The organism is Aeribacillus sp. SP014, assembly GCF_054055575.1.
Window position 1 is genome coordinate 292501 of the sequence record NZ_JBSRXI010000001.1, and the last position, 25240, is coordinate 317740.

Genomic DNA, 25240 nt, shown 5'->3' on the forward strand with positions numbered 1-25240 from the left:
TATACTTTGGGACCTTAGCTGGCGGTCTGGGCTGTTTCCCTTTTGACCACGGATCTTATCACTCGCAGTCTGACTCCCAAGGATAAGTCATTGGCATTCGGAGTTTGACTGAATTCGGTAACCCGATGGGGGCCCCTCGTCCAATCAGTGCTCTACCTCCAAGACTCTTCCCTTGAGGCTAGCCCTAAAGCTATTTCGGAGAGAACCAGCTATCTCCAAGTTCGATTGGCATTTCACCCCTACCCACACCTCATCCCCGCACTTTTCAACGTGCGTGGGTTCGGGCCTCCAGCAAGTGTTACCTTGCCTTCACCCTGGACATGGGTAGATCACCTGGTTTCGGGTCTGCGACCTCGTACTATTTCGCCCTCTTCAGACTCGCTTTCGCTGCGGCTCCGCCTTTCGGCTTAACCTTGCACGAAATCGCAACTCGCCGGTTCATTCTACAAAAGGCACGCCATCACCCGTTAACGGGCTCTGACTACTTGTAGGCACACGGTTTCAGGTTCTCTTTCACTCCCCTCCCGGGGTGCTTTTCACCTTTCCCTCACGGTACTGGTTCACTATCGGTCACTAGGGAGTATTTAGCCTTGGGAGATGGTCCTCCCTGCTTCCGACGGGATTTCACGTGTCCCGCCGTACTCAGGATCCACTCGGGAGGGAACGGAGTTTCGACTACAGGGTTGTTACCTTCTCTGACGGGCCTTTCCAGACCTCTTCGTCTACCCCGTTCCTTTGTCACTCCTTAATCGAGTGTCCTACAACCCCAAGAGGCACGCCTCTTGGTTTGGGCTGTTCCCGTTTCGCTCGCCGCTACTCAGGGAATCGCTGTTGCTTTCTCTTCCTCCGGGTACTTAGATGTTTCAGTTCCCCGGGTTGCCCTCCATACCCTATGGATTCAGGTATGGATACTGCCCCATTACGGACAGTGGGTTCCCCCATTCGGACATCTCCGGATCGACGCTTACTTACAGCTCCCCGAAGCATTTCGGTGTTTGTCCCGTCCTTCATCGGCTCCTAGTGCCAAGGCATCCACCGTGCGCCCTTTCTAACTTAACCGTTTCTTCCTAACATGAGCGATCTATTCGTGAATGTCTTTCCGTTATCCAGTTTTCAAAGAACAATCAAGAAGGATATGATCCTTCAAAACTAAACAAAACGGAAAAGCGTACCCTATTTCAATGTATATATCCTTAGAAAGGAGGTGATCCAGCCGCACCTTCCGATACGGCTACCTTGTTACGACTTCACCCCAATCATTTGTCCCACCTTCGGCGGCTGGCTCCCGTAAGGGTTACCCCACCGACTTCGGGTGTTACAAACTCTCGTGGTGTGACGGGCGGTGTGTACAAGACCCGGGAACGTATTCACCGCGGCATGCTGATCCGCGATTACTAGCGATTCCGGCTTCATGCAGGCGAGTTGCAGCCTGCAATCCGAACTGAGAGTGGTTTTTTGGGATTCGCTCCACCTCGCGGTTTCGCTGCCCTTTGTACCACCCATTGTAGCACGTGTGTAGCCCAGGTCATAAGGGGCATGATGATTTGACGTCATCCCCACCTTCCTCCGACTTTTAGCCGGCAGTCACCTTAGAGTGCCCAACTGAATGCTGGCAACTAAGGTCAAGGGTTGCGCTCGTTGCGGGACTTAACCCAACATCTCACGACACGAGCTGACGACAACCATGCACCACCTGTCACCCTGTCCCCGAAAGGGGAACGCCCTATCTCTAGGGTTGTCAGGGGATGTCAAGACCTGGTAAGGTTCTTCGCGTTGCTTCGAATTAAACCACATGCTCCACCGCTTGTGCGGGTCCCCGTCAATTCCTTTGAGTTTCAGCCTTGCGGCCGTACTCCCCAGGCGGAGTGCTTAATGCGTTTGCTGCAGCACTAAAGGGTGGATACCCTCTAACACTTAGCACTCATCGTTTACGGCGTGGACTACCAGGGTATCTAATCCTGTTCGCTCCCCACGCTTTCGCGCCTCAGCGTCAGTTACAGGCCAGAGAGCCGCCTTCGCCACTGGTGTTCCTCCACATCTCTACGCATTTCACCGCTACACGTGGAATTCCGCTCCCCTCTCCTGCACTCAAGTTCCCCAGTTTCCAATGGCCGCTCGCGGTTGAGCCGCGAGATTTCACATCAGACTTAAGGAACCGCCTGCGCGCGCTTTACGCCCAATAATTCCGGACAACGCTTGCCACCTACGTATTACCGCGGCTGCTGGCACGTAGTTAGCCGTGGCTTCCTCGTCAGGTACCGTCAAGGTACCGCCCTGTTCGAACGGTACTTGTTCTTCCCTGACAACAGAGCTTTACGATCCGAAGACCTTCTTCGCTCACGCGGCGTTGCTCCGTCAGACTTTCGTCCATTGCGGAAGATTCCCTACTGCTGCCTCCCGTAGGAGTCTGGGCCGTGTCTCAGTCCCAGTGTGGCCGGTCACCCTCTCAGGTCGGCTACGCATCGTCGCCTTGGTGAGCCGTTACCTCACCAACTAGCTAATGCGCCGCGGGCCCATCCTGCAGTGACAGCTAATGCCGCCTTTCAACCGAAAACCATGCGGTTTTCGGTGTTATCCGGTATTAGCTCCGGTTTCCCGAAGTTATCCCAGTCTGCAGGGCAGGTTGCCCACGTGTTACTCACCCGTCCGCCGCTAACCTAAAGGAGCAAGCTCCCTTCGGTCCGCTCGACTTGCATGTATTAGGCACGCCGCCAGCGTTCGTCCTGAGCCAGGATCAAACTCTCCAAAAAAAGTTTGTCACCAAATGCTCTTTTAGAATCAACAGGCACGCTTTTCGTTTTGTTCAGTTTTCAAAGATCATGTTGAAAAAAAGACGACTTTTTTATAATATCCTTAAATTTTTATTTTGTCAACAGATTTTTTTATCATTGTATCATTGGTCATCAATAAGGACGGGTATTAATATAACACCATTTTCATAACAAATCAATAGTTTTGCATAAAAAAATTTATTTTATATAAAAAAATTATTCAATTTCCAGCAGGAAGACAAAAGGGAGACCAGCCGTCTCCCTTTTGAAAATCATCATTTGTTTCTCATCTGCGGGAATAAAAGAACATCGCGAATAGACGGAGAATTGGTTAAAAGCATGACTAATCTGTCAATGCCAATGCCAAGCCCACCTGTTGGAGGCATGCCATATTCAAGAGCTTCAATGAAATCTTCGTCCATCATATGCGCCTCGTCATTTCCCTGCTCTCTTTCTTTTAATTGAGCTTCAAAGCGTTCACGTTGATCAATAGGATCGTTTAATTCCGTAAAGGCATTTGCATGCTCGCGGCCGACAATAAACAATTCAAAGCGATCTGTGAATCTTGGATCCGCTTCATTCTTTTTGGCGAGCGGAGAAATTTCAACAGGGTGACCGTAAATAAATGTCGGCTGAATTAGTTTATCCTCGACTTTTTGCTCGAAGAACTCATTGACAATATGGCCGTATTGCATATTTTCGTTAATTTCTACTCCGTGTTCTTTAGCTAATGCCCGCGCTTCTTCGGTAGATGTAACATTCCAAAAATCAACATTTGTATATTCTTTAATCGCATCTACCATGTGAAGTCTCTTCCATTTTGGTTTCAAGTCCACTTGATATTCATCGTATTGGATTGTCGTTGTACCTAATACTTCTTGTGCAATATGAGCAATCATGTTTTCTGTCAGTTCCATAATATCATGGAAATCTGCATATGCCTCGTACAGTTCGAGCATGGTAAACTCGGGATTATGTCTTGTTGAAACGCCTTCGTTGCGGAAAACGCGGCCGATTTCATAAACTTTTTCTAAACCGCCGACAATCAGCCTTTTCAAATGAAGCTCAATAGCAATTCTCATGTACAAAGGCATATCCAAAGCATTATGATGAGTGATAAACGGACGTGCTGCCGCTCCTCCAGCAATGGAGTGCATCATTGGTGTTTCTACTTCCAAATACCCGTGACTGTCTAAATAACGGCGCATGGATTGGATGATTTTGCTTCTTGTTATAAATGTGTTTTTGCTGTCAGGGTTCATAATAAGATCTAAATAACGCTGGCGGTAGCGCTGTTCAATATCTTTAAGGCCATGGTATTTATCAGGAAGAGGGCGCAAAGCTTTCGTGAGCAGCACAAATTCCGTTGCTTTTACCGAGAGCTCGCCTACTTTTGTTTTAAAAACCGTTCCCTTCACGCCAATAAGATCACCTAAGTCAGCCATATCAAAAATTTCATACTGATCCTCGCCGACGCTGTCCTTCCGAACATAAATTTGAATTTGGCCCGACAAATCTTGGATATGGGCGAAACCTGCTTTCCCTTTTCCACGTTTTGTCATAATTCTGCCAGCTATAGAAACAAAAATATTTTTTTCCTCAAGTTCTTCCTTTGTAAACTCGCCGTACTGCTCTTTTAGTTCAATCGCCTGATGCGAGCGTTCAAATTTTTTTCCGAAAGGGTCGATTCCTTTATCTTTTAATGCATGAAGCTTTTCCCTGCGAACCTGCAATTGATCATTCAACTCTTCTTGGTTATGCAAACCTTCTTTGCTCATACGTATCCACTCCAATAATCTTAAAATTTAACATAGAAAACTGCCAGATTACTGGCAGCCGTCAAAGTATAAGAGAAAGCAGATTGTCTTTATGCGGATTGACGCTCTTTCTCTTCCACTTCACTTGCAAAACGTTCAAGAAGGGAGACCAGTTCTTCTTTTGTTTCACAGTTATTAATAGCATTTCTCACTTTTGCATTGCCTCGAATACCTTTTAAATACCAAGCGGCATGTTTACGCATCTCTCTAACAGCGATGTGCTCACCTTTTAAATTGATTAAACGTTCTAAATGCAGTTTGCATACATCAATCTTTTCCCGAACTGTCGGCTCTTCAATTAATTCTCCCGTTTCTAAATATTTAACAGTGCGATAGATCATCCATGGGTTGCCTAATGCAGCACGGCCGATCATAACCCCGTCTGCACCCGTCTCGTCCAGCATTCTCTTTGCATCTTGAGGGGTTTTGACATCCCCGTTGCCAATCACCGGAATATTCACAGCCTGCTTAACTTCTCTAATAATGTCCCAGTTGGCTTCTCCCTCATACATTTGAACACGGGTTCGTCCATGCAATGCAACAGCCTTGCCCCCTGCCCGCTCAACGGCTTGGGCATTTTCCACCGCATAAATATGTTCTTCATCCCAACCCATGCGCATTTTGACAGTTACCGGTTTTTTCACTGCATCCACAACAGCGGCAACCATGTCATAAATTTTATTGGGATCAAGAAGCCATTTTGCTCCGGCATCACATTTCGTAATTTTCGGTACAGGACAGCCCATGTTAATATCGATGATATCTGCTGTTGTATTGTTATCGACAAATTTTGCCGCTTCCACTAATGTTTCTTTTTCACCGCCAAAAATTTGCAAGCTTAATGGTTTTTCCCGTTCATCAATATAGAGCATGTCCATTGTTTTCGCATTTTTATATAAAATGGCTTTATCGCTGACCATTTCAGCACAAACTAAACCCGCTCCAAATTCTTTGACCGTCAGCCGAAAAGCCGAATTGCATACGCCGGCCATCGGAGCAAGCACAACACGGTTTTTCAATTGAATATCTCCTATTTTAAACAATTTCACCTGCCTCCTTTATTTTTCAGTATCCTCAGGCATCAGCTCGTTCACGCTTACATTCAGCTTAGCAGCAATAATTTCTACTAATTCCTTGCTGGGAAGTCTGTTGCCCCTTTCAACTTCACCAAGAACCGATACAGAAACGCCTAAGTCTTTTGCAAGGCTTTCTTGTGTATAGCCTTTTAGCTTTCTAAAAGCGCGAATCCTTCTTCCCCATTTTTCTGCTTCCATATTCGCACTCCTTTTTTATCTTTTAATTGATCTATTAAAACCAGTAAAGAACGATGCTGATTAGGCCATTGTACATCTCGATCAATTTCAAACAAAGGAATCAATACGAAAGATCGTTCAAACATTCTCGGATGAGGTATGGTAAGCTGTTCTGTTTCAATATTTTCGTTATTATATAATAAAATGTCAAGGTCTATCGTTCTAGGCCCCCATTTAACTTCCCTTGATCTTCCTAAATCATATTCGATTTTTTGCGTAAATGCCAGCAGCTCATACGGCGTGAAATTCGTCGCGATTTTAATGACCATGTTCAAAAACAATTCTTGGTCAATATAACCAACCGGATCGGTTTCATAAATAGAAGACATTTTGATAACCTCAACATCTGGATGCCTGTTCAATTGATTGATGCTTTCTTCCAAATAATATTCCCGATCGCCGATATTCGATCCTAAAGAAATATATGCATAGTTTTTCATGTTCTTCCCCTTTTGATTTCTACTGCTACAGACTTGTAATGACCCGGGATTGGCGGATCCGGCTTTACCACTTTTACTGTGCAATACAAAACAGTCGAAAACTCTTTTAAAAGTTCAGATGCTAAATTTTCTGCAACGGCTTCAATAAGCTTATAGGGCTTGCCTTCCACAATTTCCTTGCAAACCGTGTACACTTTCGCATAATTCACTGTATCATCTAGTTCATCCGTTTTTCCTGCTTGCTTTAGATCCGTCTCTAAAATAACATCAACTCGAAATCGCTGTCCAAGTTTATTCTCTTCAGGATAAACGCCATGATAGCCCCAAAACTCCATTCCCGTTACATAGATCTTATCAATCGTGATCGCGCCCCTTTCCGAGCATCGCATCCATCATTTTCACCATCCGCGCAATCGGTTTAACGTCATGAACCCGAACGAATTGACAGCCCTTTTGCACTCCTAAGCATACGGTAGCCGCTGTGCCTTCCATACGCTCCTCTACCGGTAGATCGAGAACTCGTCCGATAAATCTTTTTCTCGACGTACCCAGCAAAACAGGGAAACCAAGGTTTGTAAATTCCTCCAGATGACGCATGACGTAGAGATTATCTTCAAAAGTTTTGGCAAAACCGATTCCTGGATCAAGGATGATTTGTTCGTCCCGAACGCCTGCTTTTTTGGCGATCTCGACACTTTCCATTAAATCGGAAATCATGTCTTTAATCAGATCGTTATACCCTTCTTTTTCTCGATTGTGCATTAGAATGATTGGGACGTTATATTCTGCTGCCACGCGAGCGATGTCCGGCTCCTTTTTCGCCCCCCAAACATCATTGATGATGGTTGCTCCAGCTTCCACCGCTTTTTTTGCCACATTCGCTTTGTACGTATCAATGGAAATAGGAACATGAATTTCTTTTGATAATTTTTCAATGACTGGAAGAACTCTGGCCAGCTCCTCCTCTTCTGAAACGGGTTCATGGCCCGGACGGGTTGATTCACCCCCGACATCAATGATATCGGCGCCATTTTCCACCATTTCTTTTGCATGCTTTAAAGCTTTCTCGATATCATTAAATTTTCCGCCGTCCGAAAAAGAATCAGGCGTAACGTTTAATATTCCCATTACTTGGGTTTTATCTTCGTAGTGTAATTGATACGGTCCGCACTGTAATATTTTTTCTTTCTCTATTACACCCATTGTTCATCACCCACTTCGAATTCAGATCTTGTCAAAATATGCTGCCGCACCTTCTTATAAATGGTGATTAATCGATTGGTCAAAATTCCCTGTTCACCTGCAAATGCAGTCTGACCAATATGTGTAATTGGGACAATCTCCTGCAAGGAATTTGTGATAAAAGCTTCTTGTGCAGATAACAGATGATCCAATGGATACAATCCTTCTTCATAAGGAATGCGATGTTTTTCAAGGATGGTTAACACGAACTGTCTAGTAATTCCGTTTAATATTCCTGTGCTGACAGCCGGTGTATAGACGGTGTTGTTTTTTACCCAAAAAATGTTGGAAACAATCCCTTCTGCGACATATCCTGAATGTGTTAAAAATATACCTTCCGTTTTCGGATGATCTCCAATTTCTCTCTTTGCCAGCACATTATTTAAAAAATGGTGCGATTTTATGCGAAATGATCCTTCCGGCGTGTTTCGCCGAACCGAAAGAATGACCCCCTGTTTTGTCAATCTTTCCGGCAAATTTAACTCTTTTATAAAAAAGATTAACACCGGATTTTTATAAGGAGCCGCCGACAACCCCAGCTCCTCTGCACCCGCTGAAACATTTATCCGGATATATGCATTATTTAAATGATTTAATTCAAGCAGTCTTTTAATAATTTGTTCTGCTTCCGAGTAAGAAAGAGAAAAATCTATGCCAAGCTCGCGAACCGCTGCATTTAAGCGATCGATATGATCATACAGTAAAAATGGATGACCGTTATAAGTCCTTAATGTTTCAAAAGCGCCGATTCCGTATAAAAATCCATGATCGAACGGAGAAATATGCAGCTCATCCTGCTTTTTATATTCACCATTTACATATAAGTACACTTTTATACACTCTTTTCTTCCGTACGATAATAGGAAAGGAAATGCTTTAACATCAGTTTTCCATGTTCAGTCATAATTGATTCCGGATGAAACTGCACGCCTTCAACCGGCAAAGATTTATGGCGGATTCCCATAATCTCTCCGTCATTCGTCCATGCTGAAATTTCAAAGCAATCCGGAAGCGTTTCTTTTTTGACAATTAAAGAGTGGTACCTTGTAGCGGTGAACGGGTTGTCTAAGCCGTCGAAAATAGTTTTTCCGTCATGATAAATTTGCGATGTTTTCCCGTGCATTAATTTGTCTGCGCGAACAACATCACCACCGAACACTTGAGCTATTGATTGATGACCTAAGCATACGCCAAAAATCGGAATTTTCCCTGCGAAATACTTAATTGCCTCCATGCTGATCCCCGCCTCATTCGGCGTACACGGACCGGGAGAAATCATCAAATAGGCTGGATTGAGCTGTTCAATTTCCTCAATCGTAATTTCATCATTTCGTCTGACAACAAGCTCTTCGCCGAGCTCACCAAGGTATTGGACTAAATTGTACGTAAAAGAATCATAGTTATCAATCATTAAAATCATCTCTTCTCACCTCTAACTAACTTATTCTCATCTTCGCTCAAATCTTTTGCTTTCCATAACGCTTTTGCTTTTTTCAAACACTCTTTATATTCATATTCTGCAACAGAATCAATGACGATTCCAGCACCTGCTTGCACATAACTCCAACCGTTTTTAGCCAGTAGCGTCCGTATTACAATATTAAATTCTAAATCTCCATTAAAGCCGAGCCAGCCGATCGAACCAGTATATAACCCTCTTCTAGTCGGCTCCAGCTCTTCAATTATTTCCATTGTTCGAACCTTCGGCGCTCCCGTGATTGTGCCGCCCGGAAATACAGCACGCATAATGTCGTAAAATCCTTTTCCTTCTTGCAGCTCGCCGCGAACATTTGACACGATATGAATGACATGTGAATATTTCTCAATAGCCATCAGTTCGTTAACTTCAACACTGCCATATTTACATACCCGCCCTAGATCATTTCGTTCTAAATCTACAAGCATGATATGTTCTGCACGTTCTTTTTCATTGGTGATTAATTCCTCAGAAAGCTGGCGGTCTTCTTCATCGCTTCTTCCTCTTGATCTCGTTCCAGCAATCGGACGGGTATTCAGTACATTTCCCCTCTTTTTTATGAGCAGCTCTGGAGATCCACTGGCAATTTGAAACTCAGGAGTATGAATATAGGCCATATATGGGGATGGGTTAATTTTCCGTAATGCTTTATAAATTTCAAACGGATGCGTCGAAAGCGGTTTTGCTTGTCTGACGGATAAGTTGACTTGAAATACATCACCGCTTGCAATATAATCCTTTACTCTTTCAACAGCTTTTTTAAACGGCTGTTCCATAAACATTATCGGCTCATAGCTGAGATCAGCTGAATTCGTATAGCTGAAAATCGTTTCCTCACTTTGCTTACACCATAAAGCTTTCATTTCTTCCAGCCGCTTTTGTGCAGCATCTTTTTCCCCATGTTTATGATACGTTATCAGCCAAAGTGTTTTTTCAGTATGATCAAAAACGGCGATATCTTGAAAAACGATAAAATAAATGTCGGGCACGTGTAAATCGTCCACAGCTATATTGGGTAATTTTTCGAAATAACGAACTGCATCATAGCTAATAAAGCCGATAGCGCCTCCTTGAAAGTCGGGAAGGGAAGGATCGCTTTCACATTTAAACTGTTTCATCCATCCTTCAAAGAGCAAGAGCGGATTTCCTTCCTTTACTTCTTTTTTGTTCCCGCTATAGATCGTAATTGCCCCGTTTTTTCCTTGTATGACGGCAAAAGGGTTTAAACCAGCTATGCTGTAGCGGCCGCCTCTTCCGCTTTCGAGAAGAGCGTAATGTTGTTGTTGTTTTGCCAGCGTTTCAAAGCGATTGAAAAATCGTTCTTTTTCAAAAGGTATTTGGACTGCCAGCAGTTTTCTCACAGATTCCATCGTTCACTCTCCTTCACCCATAAACTTATTTTACAACAAGAAGGAGAGCTTGGCATCAACAGTATTATTTTTCCCCTTCACATAAAATCCAAAAGGCTGCCGACAAATTTCGTCGACAGCCTTTAAACTATTATTCATTCTATTATTCTTCGTCAAACTTATATAATGGAGTACTTAAATATCTTTCTCCATTACTTGGGATGACTGCTAGTACCTTTTTGCCTTTTCCTAGCTCTTTCGCCACTTTCAATGCAGAGAAAATGGCAGCACCTGAAGAAATTCCTCCTAATACTCCTTCTTCTCTCGCAGCTTTTCTAGCGGTTTCAAAAGCTTGCTCAGTTGTAACAGTAATGACTTCATCATAAATCTCTGTATTTAAAATATCCGGAACAAATCCTGCTCCAATACCTTGAATTTTATGCGGACCTGGTTTTCCGCCCGATAATACAGGTGAATCAGCCGGCTCAACAGCATAAATTTTTATGTTCGGATATTTTTCTCTTAATACTTGACCAGCACCAGTAATCGTACCTCCAGTACCGATTCCGGCGACAAATGCATCCAATTGATCGCCCATTTGCTCAACGATTTCCGGACCAGTTGTTAAACGGTGAATTTCTACATTTGCACGGTTTTTAAATTGCTGCGGCATGAAATAGCCGTGTTTTTCCGCAAGCTCTTCTGCTTTTTTAATAGCCCCTTTCATGCCTTCTGGACCAGGAGTTAAAACAAGCTCTGCTCCATATGCACGCAATAAATTACGGCGCTCTAAACTCATTGTTTCTGGCATAACTAAAATAGCATGTAAACCTTTTGCAGCTGCCACCATTGCTAAACCGATCCCTGTGTTTCCGCTTGTCGGTTCGATAATTGTGTCTCCTGGTTTTAGTTTGCCTTCTTTTTCTGCCGCTTCAATCATTGCTAATGCAATACGGTCCTTTACACTTGATCCAGGGTTAAAAAATTCAAGCTTTAAATAAACGTCTGCACTGTCCTCTTCTACAATTTTTCCTAATTTTACAACAGGAGTCTTTCCAATTAGATCTAATATAGAGTTTGCAACAACTGCCATCTTATACACCTCTATTTCCGAGTAATTATATTGGTTTTATTGAAAATAATATACCAATAAATTTATGAATTGTCAATCTTTTTCTTCATTTTTCATAAAACCATGTTACGCCGATGTCATCCCACAGCTGCTTTGCTGATACATTTCCTTCCATCTGTTCCAAAGCGATTTGCCTGCGAATCTGATCCTTTACTTCGTCAAACTCCAGCTGTTCTCCTTTTATTTTCTCATGCAAAAATATAATCGCATATCCTCTTTCCAGCGGTATTGGTTCCGACCACTCATTGACCTTCATTGTTTTAGCTTGTTCAATATATTCCGGCGGTACATCGCTGGAACCTTCGGAAACATAACCGAGGTCTCCGCCTTCCTTCGCCGTCAACTGATCCTTGGACCGTTCAGCTGCAATCCCTTCAAAGCTTGATCCGCCTTTTAATTCATTTATAATTTGTTGGACTTCTTTTTTTGAATCAACCACGATATGGGAAAGATGATACGTGTCATTCATAATATATTGATGTTTATTTTCTTCATAAAATTTCTTCAATTCATTCTCACTAATGTTGACATCTTTCGTTAAAAGCTCTTCTAATAAAATACTATAGCGAATTTGTTTTCTCAGTTCTTTGTCGTTAAGCACGCTATCGCCGTATGATTGAGACGATATTTTATACATTTGTATTTCACGTTCAACTGTTTTTTCATCTACATCAATATGATTCTTTTTTGCAAGCTCGTCCACAACTTGAATATTGATCATTTCCTCAAGTGTTGTTTTCCCAAATCGTTTTTCCAGTTCACTTAACCATTCCTGCCTCGTAATGCGGCTATCGCCGATTTTGGCAACAATTTCATCATTTTTCTCTTTTTGCGCTTCTCTTGTATAAGCACTTACCAAAAAGGCAATCGTCACGCAGTTCGTTAATACAAGACTGAAAATTATGACCAAAAGCGCTTTTTTACTCATTCCTCCAGCTCCCTGCCATAAGCTATTTTCTAGATGCCGCTTCTTTTAATTCCTGCAACTCTTCTTTTGAAAACACATATATCTCATTACAAAAATGGCATTGAGCTTCAGCTTTTTCATCCTCATCGATGATTTGTTGAATTTCCTCTTCTCCTAGACTAATAATGGCATTTGCAAACCTATCTTTAGAACAGCTGCAGTGGAAGCTGACAGGCATGCGATCGATCACTTTCATATTCCCTTCGCCCAGAACACCTTCCAATATTTCTTCAGGAGTCAGCCCTTTTTGAATTTGCTTAGAGATCGGCTCTATTGTTTTTAACCGCGTCTCAATTTCCGTAATGATTGATTCTTCAGTTCCCGGCATAAGCTGAATAATAAATCCGCCAGCAGCCAGAACAGAGTTATCAGGATTGACTAAAACTCCCACTCCTACTGAAGACGGGACTTGCTCTGACGTCACTAAATAATAGGCAAAATCTTCTCCCAGCTCCCCGGAAATAATAGGGACTTTACCGGAAAAATGCTCCCTTAATCCTAAATCCTTAACAATCGACAATGTACCGTTTTTCCCGACTGCGCGGGCTACATCCAGTTTTCCATGTTTATTTAATTCAAAATGGGTCTTAGGATTGGATACATAACCTCTCACTTGACCTTTTGAATTACTGTCAATAACAATGGCTCCTATTGGACCGCCGCCTTCTATTTTTATCGTCAGCTTCTCATCACCTTTCAGCATCGAACTCATCATCACGCCGGCTGTCATTGCTCTTCCAAGAGCAGCGGTAGCAGTCGGCCATGTTTGGTGGCGACGTTGAGCTTCACTCACTGTATCAGTCGTCTTCACTGCATATGCACGCACTCCTCCGTCATAGGCCAAAGATTTGACTAAATAATCGTTCATTTGTTTCCTACTCCCTTCCGAGATTTCGTTCGTAAATTAACCGCAAGCCTGTTAATGTTAACAATGGATCAACGATTTCGATCATGTCAGATTCATTGGCGATTAACCCAGCTAGACCGCCTGTTGCAATAACTTTCGGTTCTTTTTTAGCTTGCGCTTTCATCCTTCTGACAATTCCTTCTACTTGGCCAACATAGCCGAATAAAATTCCTGATTGCATGGCGGCTACTGTATTTTTCCCAATAATATGATCGGGTTTGGCGATTTCGATTCTAGGAAGCTTCGCGGCTTTTGAGTATAAAGCTTCGGTGGAAATGTTAATCCCTGGTGCAATGGCACCGCCTTCATATTGTCCTTTTTCATTAATGTAGCAATAAGTTGTTGCTGTGCCGAAATCAACAATAATAAGCGGACAGCCATATAAATGAACACCGGCAACTGCATTGACGATCCTGTCCGCCCCAACTTCACGCGGATTATCATACTTTATATTAAGGCCTGTTTTAATTCCTGGGCCGACAATAAGCGGATCTACATGAAAATATTTCTCGCACATTTTTTCCATGGCATACATAATCGGTGGAACGACAGAAGAAATAATGATTCCCGTTATGTCCGAAAATTTTAATCCTACGTATTCAAACAATGATTTAAACATCATTCCGTATTCATCTTCGGTTTTATGTCGATTGGTTTCAATTCGCCAATGGTAAAGCAATTGTTCTTTTTCGTATACTCCAATCACGGTGTTTGTATTCCCAACATCTAAAGCTAAAATCATGTCCATCACCTTTTCCCTTCGTTCAAACATTCCCTCATCATCATATCACATATTGATCGCAGTAGGCTGCTATCGGGCACGAAGGCAATAGAAAACCGCCAACTTTGTATAGTTGACGGCTTTATTACTTATTCTTCTTTAAGCTCCGGTTTGATAGAGGGAGCCTCATCTTTCTTTGTCTGAATATTGACTTTTACAGCTTCATCTTTTTGGTTGTTCTCTTCTTTTTTCACATTTTCTGAAGCTGCTTTTTGTTCAGACTTATCAGGCAATGAACCGTGTTCCACCAGATGTTTAATTTGTTCTGCATCAAGTGTTTCCACTTCTAATAACGTTTTTGCAATTAGTTCAAGTTTATCGCGATTTTCTGTCAAAATTCGTTTTGCTTTTTCATAACATTCTTTAATGATGCGCTGAATTTCTAAGTCAATTTCATAAGCAATCGCATCACTATAATTTTGCTCACTTTGGATGTCACGCCCTAAAAAGACCTGGCCTTGAGAGCTTCCAAATTGCAATGGACCCAATTTTTCTGACATTCCAAATTCTGTAACCATTCTGCGCGCAATATTCGTCGCACGCTGGAAGTCGTTATGGGCACCGGTGCTAACCTCACCGAATACAATTTCCTCTGCAACCCGACCGCCAAGCAATCCAGTTATTTTGTCAAGGAGCTCAGGTTTTGTCATGAAATAGCGGTCTTCTTTCGGCAGCATGACAGCATATCCTCCAGCTTGACCTCGAGGAACAATCGTTACTTTATGCACCATTTCCGCCTCATCGAGAACGAGACCGATAACGGTATGTCCTCCTTCATGATAGGCAACAATACGGCGCTCCTTTTCCGAAATAACCCTGCTTTTTTTCGCAGGCCCTGCAATTACACGATCGGTTGCCTCGTCTATATCCGTCATATCGATTTTCTTTTTATTTTGGCGAGCAGCAACGAGAGCAGCCTCATTCAATAGGTTTTCCAAGTCTGCCCCCGAAAAACCTGGCGTTCTCATCGCAATGTTCCGCAAATTCACCGATTCATCCAACGGTTTATTGCGTGCATGCACTTTGAGCACTGCCTCGCGCCCGTTCACATCCGGACGATCAACCGTAATTTGACGGTCAAAGCGACCTGGGCGGAGTAGAGCCGGGTCTAAAATATCCGGACGGTTTGTCGCCGCAATAATAATGATTCCTTCATTGGAACTAAATCCATCCATCTCAACGAGAAGCTGATTTAACGTTTGTTCACGTTCATCGTGACCGCCGCCTAAACCTGCTCCTCTTTGGCGTCCAACGGCATCAATTTCATCAATAAAAATGATACACGGGGCATTTTTCTTAGCCGTTTCAAACAAATCACGAACACGAGAAGCACCTACACCGACAAACATCTCAACAAAATCAGAACCGCTTATGGAGAAAAACGGCACACCTGCTTCTCCTGCCACCGCGCGGGCCAGCAATGTTTTACCAGTACCCGGAGGTCCAACTAAAAGAACTCCTTTTGGTATGCGCGCTCCAAGCTCAGAAAACTTGCGGGGATCCTTTAAAAATTCCACTACTTCCACCAGTTCAGCCTTTTCTTCATCGGCTCCTGCAACATCTTTAAATTTTACTTTTTTCTTGTCGTCGTTATACAGCTTTGCCTTGCTCTTCCCGAAGTTCATAACTCGGCTTCCGCCGCCTTGAGCCTGATTGAGCACAAAGAAGAACAAAATAAAGATTATAATAAATGGGATAAGGGATGTGAAAAATTGCACCCATCCGTTTGTATCATCTGCTGGGGACCATTTAACTTCCGTTTGATTTTTTGAAGCAGCAGTATTGATGAGGTTTAATGCGTCATCGCCTGATAAATAGGTGATAAAGAATTGATTTTCTTCATAACCCTTCAGCTGTCCTCTGACTTCATATACTCCTCTTACTGGTTTTAACGTTATATTTTCAACATCCCCGTTTTCCAAATTGGAGATGAAGGTACTATATGTCATTTGTTCAGTTTTTTGGTTACCGCCTTGAAAAAAATTCACAACGCCGATAACCACTAAAAAAATCAGCAAATAAAATACGGTGTTTCGGAAAATCCGATTCATTCCTTACCTCCTCCCACAATGAAACAAACTATATTCAATAGTATCATAGAAAATCATCCCAGCACAACTGATACGCTATCTTTTCAACGATCACTATTTATTTTGATAAACTTTAGGCTTTAATATCCCTATAAACGGAAGGTTGCGGTATTTTTCCGCATAATCTAAACCATAACCGACAACGAACGCATCCGGAACTTCAAAACATACATAATCTGCCTTAATATTTGCCTTTCGTCCGCTCGGTTTGTCCAAAAGGGTTACAATTTTAACAGATGCTGCTTTCCGGTACCGGAAAAGATCGACTAAATAGCTTAATGTCAATCCGCTATCAATTATATCTTCAATGATTAAAAGATCCCGGCCTTCGACGGAAGTGTCTAAATCCTTAATAATTTTCACCTCACCCGATGAAACGGTTTTGTTTCCATAACTGGAAACGTCCATAAAATCAATTTCCAAATATGTATTGATATGCTTTATTAAATCCGCCATAAACGGCATGGCACCTTTTAAAACCCCGATAGCGAGGGGAAACTTATTTTTATATTCCTCCGTTAATATCGCCCCTAATTCTTTTACTTTTTCTTTGATTTCTTCTTCAGAAATTAAGACTTTTTCAATATCTTCGATCATTTCCTTTCCTCCTGATGAGATCACTGCTCTTTATATTGTAATACAATATAAGATTCATTGGTAATGCTAATTTCCTCTAAATTTGATTTTTTTACAAGCGGGATCCATATGATCTGGCCGTTGCCATTTTCAACGATTGGGAGAAGGTTGCGCTCTTCCCTTGGTATTTTTTTATCAATAAAAATATCTTTTACTTTTTTGGTACCGTTCATGCCTTTAATTGTCATCTTGTCTCCTTTTTTTCTGCTCCGAATAATTAAAGGCGGGACGTACCATTTTTTAGGAAGGTAGAAAACGTCATCACCTTTATACGAAGGAATCCCAAAAAAGGTTTCAGTAAAAAATATTTTTCCGTTCGGCAAATGTAATTTTCCCGGTACAGGCATCGTGTAGCGAAAAGATTCACTATTTGGCGAATGAAACGTAAATGTGCATTCATCATAAGATTTTATGACTTTGAGCCCCATTGGCAGATGAAGCATTCCCGAAGGGTGCGCTTTCAACAAAAATTCGTTCACATTTTCAATATGAACAGCCGAGAAGGAGCCGCTTTTTATCAGATCATTCAATATTTGATAAACCGCTCTCCTTTTAATCGGATCAGGAAGCTTTTTATATTCTTGTTTATGAATAGTAACGGAAGAATTCGTTTTTCTTATCACTACTTTATTTAATTTTTCCTTCGTTAATTCCTCCAAAAATCGCTCATCATCCAAAAAGACCTCACTGAAATATTGGAAATGTTCATGCAGCCTTTTGTTCTCCTTTTTCAAAAACGGCAAAACATATTTGCGAAACCTGTTCCGTGTATACGTATCTTTTTCATTGCTTGGATCAAATCGGGGCGCCAGCTGAAATTCTTCACAATACTTTAAAATTTCTTCCTTTGTTGCGGCTAAAAAGGGGCGTATGATTCTCCCTCTGCCGAAAGGCCGTATGACAGGAATTCCCGCTAGTCCCTTCCCTATTGTTCCGCGAACAAGATTCATTAAAATCGTTTCAATTTGGTCATCTCCATGATGAGCTAGAGCCAAAGCATCCGACTGAAGCTGATCCATCAACTCTAAGAAAAATTGGTAGCGGCATTCTCTAGCAGCCTGCTGGGCATTTAACCGGTGTTTCTCAGCATAACGGGCCGCATTGATTTGCTTAGCGTAACAAGGTATGTTTAATTCCCGGCAAAAATTGATGACAAATTCCATCTCTTTTTGTGATTCTATGCCTCGGAACATATGATCAACATGTGCTGCTATAACAGTGATGCCATATTGATCTTTAAATGTATTTAAAAAATGTAGAAGTGCCAGTGAATCCGGGCCGCCGGACACACCTACTATGACCGTACTATTTTTTTGGAGCAATTGATGTTTTTCAATAAACGCACATACATTTTGAATCAAAGACCGTCACATCCAATATTTCTCTAGTTATCTTTATCCTATCATTATTTGCATGCCTTCTGCAAAGACAAAGCCTTTTGCATTTTATTGTTATTTTCCTAAAAGGGAAGCTGTTCAGATCGGACATTTTTTGAAATAGGCGGGGCACTCGCGGAAGCATGAGAAGGGGGAAAAGCACTGCCGCTTTAAACAAGCAGCAGCCATTTACAGAAGTGTCGCAAAAATATATAAAGAATATAGAAATGCCAGGCAAACCATGATCACCAATGTTTCGATCAGCCCTTTGCTTTTCTTTTTCTTTCTTTTTCGATTGTTAGCTGTTCTTTTCGGTTTAGATTGTGCTTGTACATTTCTCTTTCTTTGCAAATTAGCGTTTGAAACATGATGCAAAAGATCCTGCTTCATTTCCAAAGCGGATGAATAGGAGCCAAATAAAGCTTTCGTCAACACTTGTTTTCTTTCGTTTAAAAAAGGATGGGAGTTAATGATTTGCATCAATTGCTCCTTACTGTTTCCTTTTTTTGAAAAGCGTTTTTGAAAAACAGCATTGATAATAATCATACCGACTGCAAAAAGATCATATTTCGGTTCAGCTTTTCTCGTCCCCAATTCCCAGTATCCCCTGTCAAAAAACTCTGTAAATTCTTTAATGGATCTTCCGTTTATCGTTGTGCCACCTACATCAATACAGCGAATTTTGGGAGGAGGTCCTGTAACAATTAGATTGTCAGGCTTTAAATCACCAAAAACCCAGCCTGACTGATGAAGCTCCTCCAAATTGGACAAAAGCTGCAAGATTAGCACGTCAATCCAAATCGCACCATTATTTTTAATAAACTGGATAAAATGTTCACCTTTAACATACTCCATAACATAAAACGGAAGCATCTTTCCGCTAGCTGTGTTAAACCAATCGTCCACATCGATCAAAGAAGGTCCAAGGCACGAACCTTGGACCTTGGCCAGTCTCTTTAACACGTTTACTTCTGAAGTGATTCCCATGCTATTTTCACTTATTTTTAATGCTGCATACCCTTTACTGGATTCAATAAGGTAAACCGACCCTGTTGCTCCGCACCCCAGCATTTTTAATATCCGATACGTGTTTCCATGCCATTTTCCTTTAATAATGGTACCGGGAAGAACTTTACATGCTTTGTTCATCGAGGTATTCATCATCGAGCATTCCCCTCAATGAGCGTTTTTGTTTAAAATGTTGTATAGCTCCTTTTATCGCCGGACCAGTTGGTGTCAATCCTTCTGTCGTTAATTTTGGAAAAATGGTTGATAAAGAATCCAGTTTCGGAGTCCAATCCAATAAAATTTCTGTTTCTGATCTTTTCCCAGGAAATATAAACAGCGAATATTGATTATTGCCTATTCTTGAATTTAGGCTAATGGATAAATCAAAAAGCGCTTCTTTTACCGTTGGAAGCTTTGGCCCCATGCTTGCACTCGTATCTACGAGAATTAAAATTTCTAAATTGACCGTTTCACCAAGCTCTTCCACAACCTCCATAACTTCACCACGCTGTTCAGGCGGCAGCTCTTCAATAGAAGTTGATTTTCCTAAAATATGCTTTAATTCACGATTGACAACTCCCTGCAATGTTTGCGTCATCGCTTTTCTAGTGACCATCTGTACTGTTTGTGAAAGCTGATGGGCATAAACTACCTGGCTCACTCCTCCCCCTGCCTCAGCAATTCCTTCTATTTCCTGCATTGCATCTTGATCTATCACATTCTCTTCTAAAATCCCAATTACGTTGACAGTAATCCCATGCTCCTTAGCTAAAGCCGCCATAGCAATTGGATCTTCACCATGATTTGAGCATCCGTCAGTTAACAACAAAATTTGTTTTAATGTCCCTTTTCTCATTTTTCCTCCTCCTGGTCAATGATTTATTACCATCCTCACCAGAAGGAAAACGTTTTATACTAAGCATGGCAGAAAATCAGCTTATCTTTTTCGATTTATAAAAATTTGAAACAGGGATCGCCGCCCATTTCGGTGTATTATGATTAATTCGAGCCACCACAACCGTCATATCGTCATCGATTGCCCCCGATCTGGAGCGGATCACCTCCTCCATAATTAAATCGGCTATTTCTTGTGGATCATCTGTCTCTATTTCTTTTATTTTTCTTTTCATCCATAAATCATAATTTTCTACATGCCTTGGTCCCTCAAATATTCCGTCACTCATCATAATTAATAAATCTCCTGCTTTTAGCTGTTCGTCTACAATGTCCACCTCAAAATCATCGATAATGCCGATCGGCAAATTACTAGACTCGATTTTGATAATTTTATTTCCACGTTTAATAAAACTCGGAGTAGATCCGATTTTCATAAATTTGCAATTGGCGCTTTGTAAATCAATGATAGACAAATCTAATGTTGCATAAATTTCATCTGTCGTTCTCAGCGACAATATAGAGTTGATGGTTTTGATAGCAATTTTTTCATCAATGCCTGATTGAAGAATTTTTTCCAACAATTTAATCGTTTCATTGCTTTCAAAATGAGCCCTTTCCCCGTTCCCCATTCCATCGCTAATGGCTATGGCAAATTTTCCGACGCCCAATTCAATCATGGAATGGCTGTCGCCTGAAACAAGACCTCCTCCTTTTGCAGCATGAGCAACACCCGTTTCCACTTTGTATGCTTTTGCAGAACCGAACACAACGTGACAAAATCCATTTGGATAACCTGCACATTCTTCATTTTTCACGATGATCATTTCGTTTAATATATCGGAAAGCATCGGAGCAATAATTTTTTCACATTCTCCATGGCCGCCGCAATACGGAATGCTCATTTCTATATCGACGTTCCCTTTTTCAAGGCTGTATATATCAATATGGCCAATTTCTAAACCGAAGTTTTGAAGAGCATAGAAAATTTGCTCTTCCTGCAGAAAATGATGTTCCCGTTCCTTTTTCATTTCCCGAGAAAAGTCGGACATTACTTGAGCAACTCCTAGCAGCTGTTCAGCTACCAATCTTCTGCTTTCTTGCACTTGCTTTTTTAATTTCCGATTCGCTTCTAAAAAGTGCATTTCCTGCTCAATCGTCCCGACCACTAGATTAGCTTTCGAACAATGCCTGTGAAGCTTTTTCTGCAATCTGCGATTATTTGCATACGTCTTTTCTTTCGTTTCATTCATCACTTGCTTCATTAATTGATATGTCTGGTCAAAATTGTTGACCCAGCATTTCTCCTTCTTAAAACAAGTTTGGCATGTCTTTCCGGTGATCTTGCTTAAAAATAAATCCGTTTCTCTTTCTATATCCTCTCCATCCTCCGGGTAAAAAGTCGAAAAGCTCTCAGATAATGCCCGAAAAACGTTAGAAAATTGATCAACCCGCCGAGCAGTTATATCACGTATATTTCGAACATACTTCTGCTGCTCCAAAACATGCTCGTTTGTTCCAGGAATATGCTTTGCCAGCTGTTCTGTAAAGCTTTTCGGGGTCAGTAAAAACAGCAAAACCGCGGTGCCCGATTCCCATAAGGTTGTCCAAACATCAGCCGATCCTTCTCCATATAGCGTGATTAAAAGTGAGCCAATGATCAGGCCAACTGACGCTCCTGCTTTTTGTCCTTCCTTTAGCAGACCTCCCAATAAACCTGAAAATGCAAGTAGGCTCATATGATACAAATTGGAGACATTCGCCAGGCTAAGCACCAAACCTGTTACAGCACCAACTGTACATCCGATGCCTGCACCTCCGGTAAAAGCGATCAATAGGACAATATATCGTGAAAGAACGTGTTCCGCCTGTATATTTTGGTAACTGATTCCAACTAAGCCCGTCATGACGGACGCAAGCAAAATCATCAAGCAGATAATCTCTTCGACTCGTAAAGTTTGTTTATATTTCCGCACTGAAAGAAGCGGGATGCTCTGCAAAAAAATCAACGTCAGGATGATCGACAGACCTGCCTCAACCCCTGTCATTAAAAGATCGTACGTGCTGATAAATCCTGCAGTTAACTTTGAATATAAAAGGCGGCTGGCAGCAAGTCCCGAAAAAATCGTAAAAGGCAATATTTTTATTTCATCTGTTTTAATGAAAAAACTAGTCATTTTATGAAGCAAAAGAAATATACATATAGAAGAAAGCACTAACAAACATAATTCCAATGAGATGGTGAATGCCCCTGCAATTAGTGATAGTGCAGCAAGCAATGCCTTGTCCCTTTTTAAAAGCCATACAGCTCCAAAAAAAGGAAGGGCGAACGGAATAATCTCAGATAAAATAAAAGCTCTCCCCAGCAAAAACCCGACCAATACATAAACAAACCCTTTGTGAAACAGAAAAGAATGCAAATGCAGCCCCGCTCTTTTCCAAGATCTCCATAGAAGTGATTGTGTTCTTTCCAATTGGACATTGGCAAAAGGTATCAGAAATCTTCTCTCAACTTTTTCCATTATAGCGACACTCCTCCTACTACCGTAATTGATAGTCATTATACAAGCTTTTCATAAAGGAATTTGTCAAAAGGAGGAAATTGTTCATAAGAATATTTCGACGATTTCTGTTATAGACGACAAATCTTTAAAAGGAACAGAGCAGCCCATTGAGACATTGAGTCGCCGTCATTTCAAAGAGATGATTGTAACAGCGTGTTGGTCCGTTTTAAAAGCAAAAGCCGAAAAACATGAGTCGGAACTTGTTGAAATCGGTGAAAAATTAAATTTATCTATCCTATATAAATACAAAATTTTAAACTTTTCCATAAAAAAAAGACTCTTTCTTTTAAAGAAAGAGCCTCTTCTCATGACCCGTACGGGATTCGAACCCGTGTTACCGCCGTGAAAGGGCGGTGTCTTAACCACTTGACCAACGGGCCAATATTCAATTGGTAGCGGCGGAGGGAATCGAACCCCCGACCTCACGGGTATGAACCGTACGCTCTAGCCAGCTGAGCTACGCCGCCAAATCAACTGCATCTTTATGTTCATGTAAAATACGCACATGTTCTATAATACATATGAACATGAGAGCCGTCAACAATAAAATAAAAAAATAATTTTCGGACAATTTAAATACACCACCTGAATCTTCAGGTGGCGGTCTGCGATCATCTATAACATTAACAGCAGCAAGTTACCCCCTTCTTGCTCCTCTCCCTCCTCGTCTTGATTCAGTGTGACGCCGAAGTGAAGCAAGACGGTCCTCGCTCTCTTTTAAAAAGCGGCTCATTTTTTGCTCAAAACTTTCTTTGGAACGATGATCATGTTTTTTTGGACGATCTTTTGCCTTTTTGATGGACAATCCGATTTTTCCGTCTTCTTCTACATTAATAACCTTGACTTCAACCTCATCACCGACTTTTAAATGATCATGAATGTCTTTCACGTAATTGTCAGCAACTTCACTAATATGAACAAGTCCTGTTGAGCCTCCTGGCAGCTCCACAAATGCTCCAAAATTCGTAATGCCAGTTACTTTACCTTGTAACTTGCTGCCAACTTCAATTGACATAAAAAAAATGCTCCTCCTTAAATCATAAAAAAATTAAAAATAATTTATTTAATTATACAAAAATAAAAAAACGGGGTCAATATTACTGTTCATTCCCCGGAATATTAAAAATGACTTCTCCTTCATCAGATAAAAAATAATCTTTTCTTGCAAGCTTTGTGATATATTCTTCATCCTTCAGCTTGATGATTTCTGCCTTCAAATCTTTTTCCTCTTCTTTTAAATTCTCCAGTTTTGTTTCAAGCTGTTTTTTTTCTTCAAGCTTCTTATTAATAGCAATTGATTGAGAAACGAGCGTTGACGCCATAATCGCAATACAAGTAACAGCCATTATACCAAATGCAGCTAACCGTCGAATTAGCCCTCGTTTTCTTCTTTGTCTCATCTCAGCTTTAACTTCTTGTCCGGGTTCATTTGTTTGCTGCAGCATAGCTACATTCAACTCTCGTTTCTCTCTCATTCCTGCAATCCCTCCTAAATTTAGCGGAACCGACGATACAGCTTACGTAACATATTCTTTATATTTATGAATATTCCTTCTATGATTTGTTTCGAATGCAGCATCTTTTGCTTTATTGGTTGAGGAGCTTTTCCCCAAAGTATGTTCAATCCCCATAGTAATGGCGCTAATAAAATTTTACATAACTTGAATAAGAGTTGTGAAGACCATTTGATAACCTTCCATAAAAATAGTAAAAGAGACATAGAACATGCTATCGCCATATGAACTATCCATTTAATAGGATTGATAAGAAGCAGTAAAACGATTTTTACAAAAAATTGGTATATAGAAACAGCGATTTTTATCATAATCCGCAAACATGCCATGTATCCGTTCCGTAGGAGGCTTTGATAGGCGGCAAAACCGCATAAAAGTGCTAAAAATACATAAAATCTTAATTCCCCTTGATTTACATACAATAGAACATAAAAAGTTAAAAGTCCTTGAACCGCCCAAAATACTAAATCGTTTAAAAAAACAACCCACCTTTTTCGATCCCATCTTTTTAAAAAAAAATTGTAAGTATCAAGTGCGGCGCCTAGAAAACTGCCCATGCCGATCATCGCAATCATGGTGTAAAATTGAGTGGTAAGGGTCATTTAAACAACTTGCTAAAAATGCCTTTAGCCTTCTCCGAGCTGAAATCATCTAAATAAGAAACTTCATAAATTTTTCCTTTTATGGATACGACGCCTTTATCGACATCCAAGTTTTTCATTTGTAAATGTTCTCCCCGAACCGCGAGCGGACCCATTACCGTCTCAAGCAAAAATTCCTCATTATCAAAGCTTTCCACCTGCTTCACGCCAGAAATATCTAACAGCTTCCGGTCCTTCATGACTACATTATGCTCCTGCACGGTTTCTTTATGTGAATGGTTACCGCCATAATACTGGCTCATTATCATCCCCCCGCACTCTAATTAATGGATGCTTTCCTTTTACATTTTTATGTAAGAT

General features: G+C 41.3%; 23 protein-coding genes, 2 tRNA genes and 2 rRNA genes (1 of these 27 cut by a window edge). All 27 read right to left on the reverse strand.

All coding sequences use genetic code 11. The features are described 5' to 3' along the window. Positions 1-1059 (reverse strand): 23S ribosomal RNA (locus tag ACVIJU_RS01590) (it extends 1873 nt beyond the left edge of the window). A gap of 138 nt (positions 1060-1197) precedes the next feature. Then, positions 1198-2750: ribosomal RNA gene (locus ACVIJU_RS01595) — 16S ribosomal RNA — on the reverse strand. The 16S and 23S rRNA genes sit together here, the layout of an rRNA operon. 296 nt (positions 2751-3046) lie before the next feature. Beyond that, positions 3047-4549 (reverse strand): lysine--tRNA ligase, encoded by a 1503-nt coding sequence (gene lysS / locus ACVIJU_RS01600; protein WP_063387551.1) that lies wholly within the window; start codon positions 4547-4549, stop codon positions 3047-3049. Positions 4550-4638: 89 nt separating this feature from the next. Next, on the reverse strand, positions 4639-5631 hold the full coding sequence (gene dusB / locus ACVIJU_RS01605; RefSeq protein WP_063387552.1) for a tRNA dihydrouridine synthase DusB: 993 nt from the start codon (positions 5629-5631) through the stop codon (positions 4639-4641). A gap of 15 nt (positions 5632-5646) precedes the next feature. Next, positions 5647-5862 (reverse strand): helix-turn-helix domain-containing protein, encoded by a 216-nt coding sequence (locus ACVIJU_RS01610; RefSeq protein ID WP_063387553.1) that lies wholly within the window; start codon positions 5860-5862, stop codon positions 5647-5649. Next, positions 5814-6341 carry a 2-amino-4-hydroxy-6-hydroxymethyldihydropteridine diphosphokinase gene (folK, locus tag ACVIJU_RS01615; RefSeq protein ID WP_063387554.1) on the reverse strand — a complete coding sequence of 176 codons (528 nt, stop codon included), beginning with the start codon at positions 6339-6341 and terminating at the stop codon, positions 5814-5816. The genes ACVIJU_RS01610 and folK overlap by 49 nt, the downstream gene beginning before the upstream one ends. Beyond that, positions 6338-6700: a dihydroneopterin aldolase gene (gene folB / locus ACVIJU_RS01620; protein WP_063387603.1), complete on the reverse strand. Its 363-nt coding sequence runs from the start codon at positions 6698-6700 to the stop codon at positions 6338-6340. Before folB ends, folK begins: the two co-directional genes overlap by 4 nt. Further along, the gene (folP, locus tag ACVIJU_RS01625) at positions 6696-7544 is read right to left on the reverse strand and encodes a dihydropteroate synthase (protein ID WP_063387555.1); all 849 of its coding nucleotides are present in this window, start codon (positions 7542-7544) and stop codon (positions 6696-6698) included. Before folP ends, folB begins: the two co-directional genes overlap by 5 nt. Then, on the reverse strand, positions 7535-8413 hold the full coding sequence (gene pabC, locus ACVIJU_RS01630) for an aminodeoxychorismate lyase (protein ID WP_066247256.1): 879 nt from the start codon (positions 8411-8413) through the stop codon (positions 7535-7537). The genes folP and pabC overlap by 10 nt, the downstream gene beginning before the upstream one ends. A 2-nt stretch (positions 8414-8415) precedes the next feature. Further along, positions 8416-9003, reverse strand: coding sequence for an aminodeoxychorismate/anthranilate synthase component II (gene pabA / locus ACVIJU_RS01635; RefSeq protein WP_066247253.1), 588 nt, complete (start codon positions 9001-9003; stop codon positions 8416-8418). Continuing rightward, positions 9000-10430, reverse strand: coding sequence for an aminodeoxychorismate synthase component I (gene pabB / locus ACVIJU_RS01640; RefSeq protein ID WP_456687187.1), 1431 nt, complete (start codon positions 10428-10430; stop codon positions 9000-9002). The genes pabA and pabB overlap by 4 nt, the downstream gene beginning before the upstream one ends. Positions 10431-10572: 142 nt before the next feature. Further along, positions 10573-11502 carry a cysteine synthase A gene (cysK, locus tag ACVIJU_RS01645; RefSeq protein WP_066247248.1) on the reverse strand — a complete coding sequence of 310 codons (930 nt, stop codon included), beginning with the start codon at positions 11500-11502 and terminating at the stop codon, positions 10573-10575. 85 nt (positions 11503-11587) lie between these two features. Continuing rightward, entirely contained in the window at positions 11588-12469 is an 882-nt protein-coding gene (locus tag ACVIJU_RS01650) for a peptidyl-prolyl cis-trans isomerase (RefSeq protein WP_066247246.1), read from the reverse strand. 22 nt (positions 12470-12491) lie between these two features. Beyond that, positions 12492-13376: an Hsp33 family molecular chaperone HslO gene (hslO, locus tag ACVIJU_RS01655; protein WP_066247243.1), complete on the reverse strand. Its 885-nt coding sequence runs from the start codon at positions 13374-13376 to the stop codon at positions 12492-12494. Positions 13377-13383: 7 nt separating this feature from the next. Then, positions 13384-14157 (reverse strand): type III pantothenate kinase, encoded by a 774-nt coding sequence (locus ACVIJU_RS01660; RefSeq protein ID WP_063387562.1) that lies wholly within the window; start codon positions 14155-14157, stop codon positions 13384-13386. A 128-nt stretch (positions 14158-14285) separates the two neighbouring features. After that, positions 14286-16247, reverse strand: a complete 1962-nt coding sequence (gene ftsH, locus ACVIJU_RS01665) for an ATP-dependent zinc metalloprotease FtsH (RefSeq protein WP_456687188.1) — start codon at positions 16245-16247, stop codon at positions 14286-14288. Between the two features lie 93 nt (positions 16248-16340). Beyond that, on the reverse strand, positions 16341-16883 hold the full coding sequence (gene hpt / locus ACVIJU_RS01670) for a hypoxanthine phosphoribosyltransferase (RefSeq protein ID WP_063387564.1): 543 nt from the start codon (positions 16881-16883) through the stop codon (positions 16341-16343). 20 nt (positions 16884-16903) lie between these two features. Then, positions 16904-18280, reverse strand: a complete 1377-nt coding sequence (tilS, locus tag ACVIJU_RS01675) for a tRNA lysidine(34) synthetase TilS (RefSeq protein WP_153028084.1) — start codon at positions 18278-18280, stop codon at positions 16904-16906. 207 nt (positions 18281-18487) lie between these two features. Next, a complete protein-coding gene (locus ACVIJU_RS01680; protein ID WP_063387566.1) occupies positions 18488-19462 on the reverse strand; it encodes a protein kinase domain-containing protein in 975 nt (324 codons plus the stop codon). Next, positions 19431-20162 (reverse strand): vWA domain-containing protein, encoded by a 732-nt coding sequence (locus ACVIJU_RS01685; protein ID WP_066247229.1) that lies wholly within the window; start codon positions 20160-20162, stop codon positions 19431-19433. Before ACVIJU_RS01685 ends, ACVIJU_RS01680 begins: the two co-directional genes overlap by 32 nt. A 76-nt stretch (positions 20163-20238) precedes the next feature. Further along, positions 20239-22722 (reverse strand): stage II sporulation protein E, encoded by a 2484-nt coding sequence (gene spoIIE, locus ACVIJU_RS01690; protein ID WP_117017230.1) that lies wholly within the window; start codon positions 22720-22722, stop codon positions 20239-20241. 350 nt (positions 22723-23072) lie between these two features. Then, positions 23073-23144: transfer RNA gene (locus ACVIJU_RS01695), tRNA-Glu, on the reverse strand. Between the two features lie 10 nt (positions 23145-23154). Then, positions 23155-23231 (reverse strand) — tRNA-Met (locus ACVIJU_RS01700). Positions 23232-23401: 170 nt separating this feature from the next. Continuing rightward, the gene (locus tag ACVIJU_RS01705; RefSeq protein ID WP_063387569.1) at positions 23402-23779 is read right to left on the reverse strand and encodes a S1 domain-containing RNA-binding protein; all 378 of its coding nucleotides are present in this window, start codon (positions 23777-23779) and stop codon (positions 23402-23404) included. A gap of 82 nt (positions 23780-23861) precedes the next feature. After that, on the reverse strand, positions 23862-24239 hold the full coding sequence (locus ACVIJU_RS01710; protein WP_063387570.1) for an FtsB family cell division protein: 378 nt from the start codon (positions 24237-24239) through the stop codon (positions 23862-23864). 20 nt (positions 24240-24259) lie between these two features. After that, positions 24260-24880 carry a spore cortex biosynthesis protein YabQ gene (gene yabQ, locus ACVIJU_RS01715; protein WP_117017229.1) on the reverse strand — a complete coding sequence of 207 codons (621 nt, stop codon included), beginning with the start codon at positions 24878-24880 and terminating at the stop codon, positions 24260-24262. After that, positions 24877-25182 (reverse strand): sporulation protein YabP, encoded by a 306-nt coding sequence (gene yabP / locus ACVIJU_RS01720; RefSeq protein WP_063387572.1) that lies wholly within the window; start codon positions 25180-25182, stop codon positions 24877-24879. Before yabP ends, yabQ begins: the two co-directional genes overlap by 4 nt. Positions 25183-25240 lie beyond the last annotated feature (58 nt).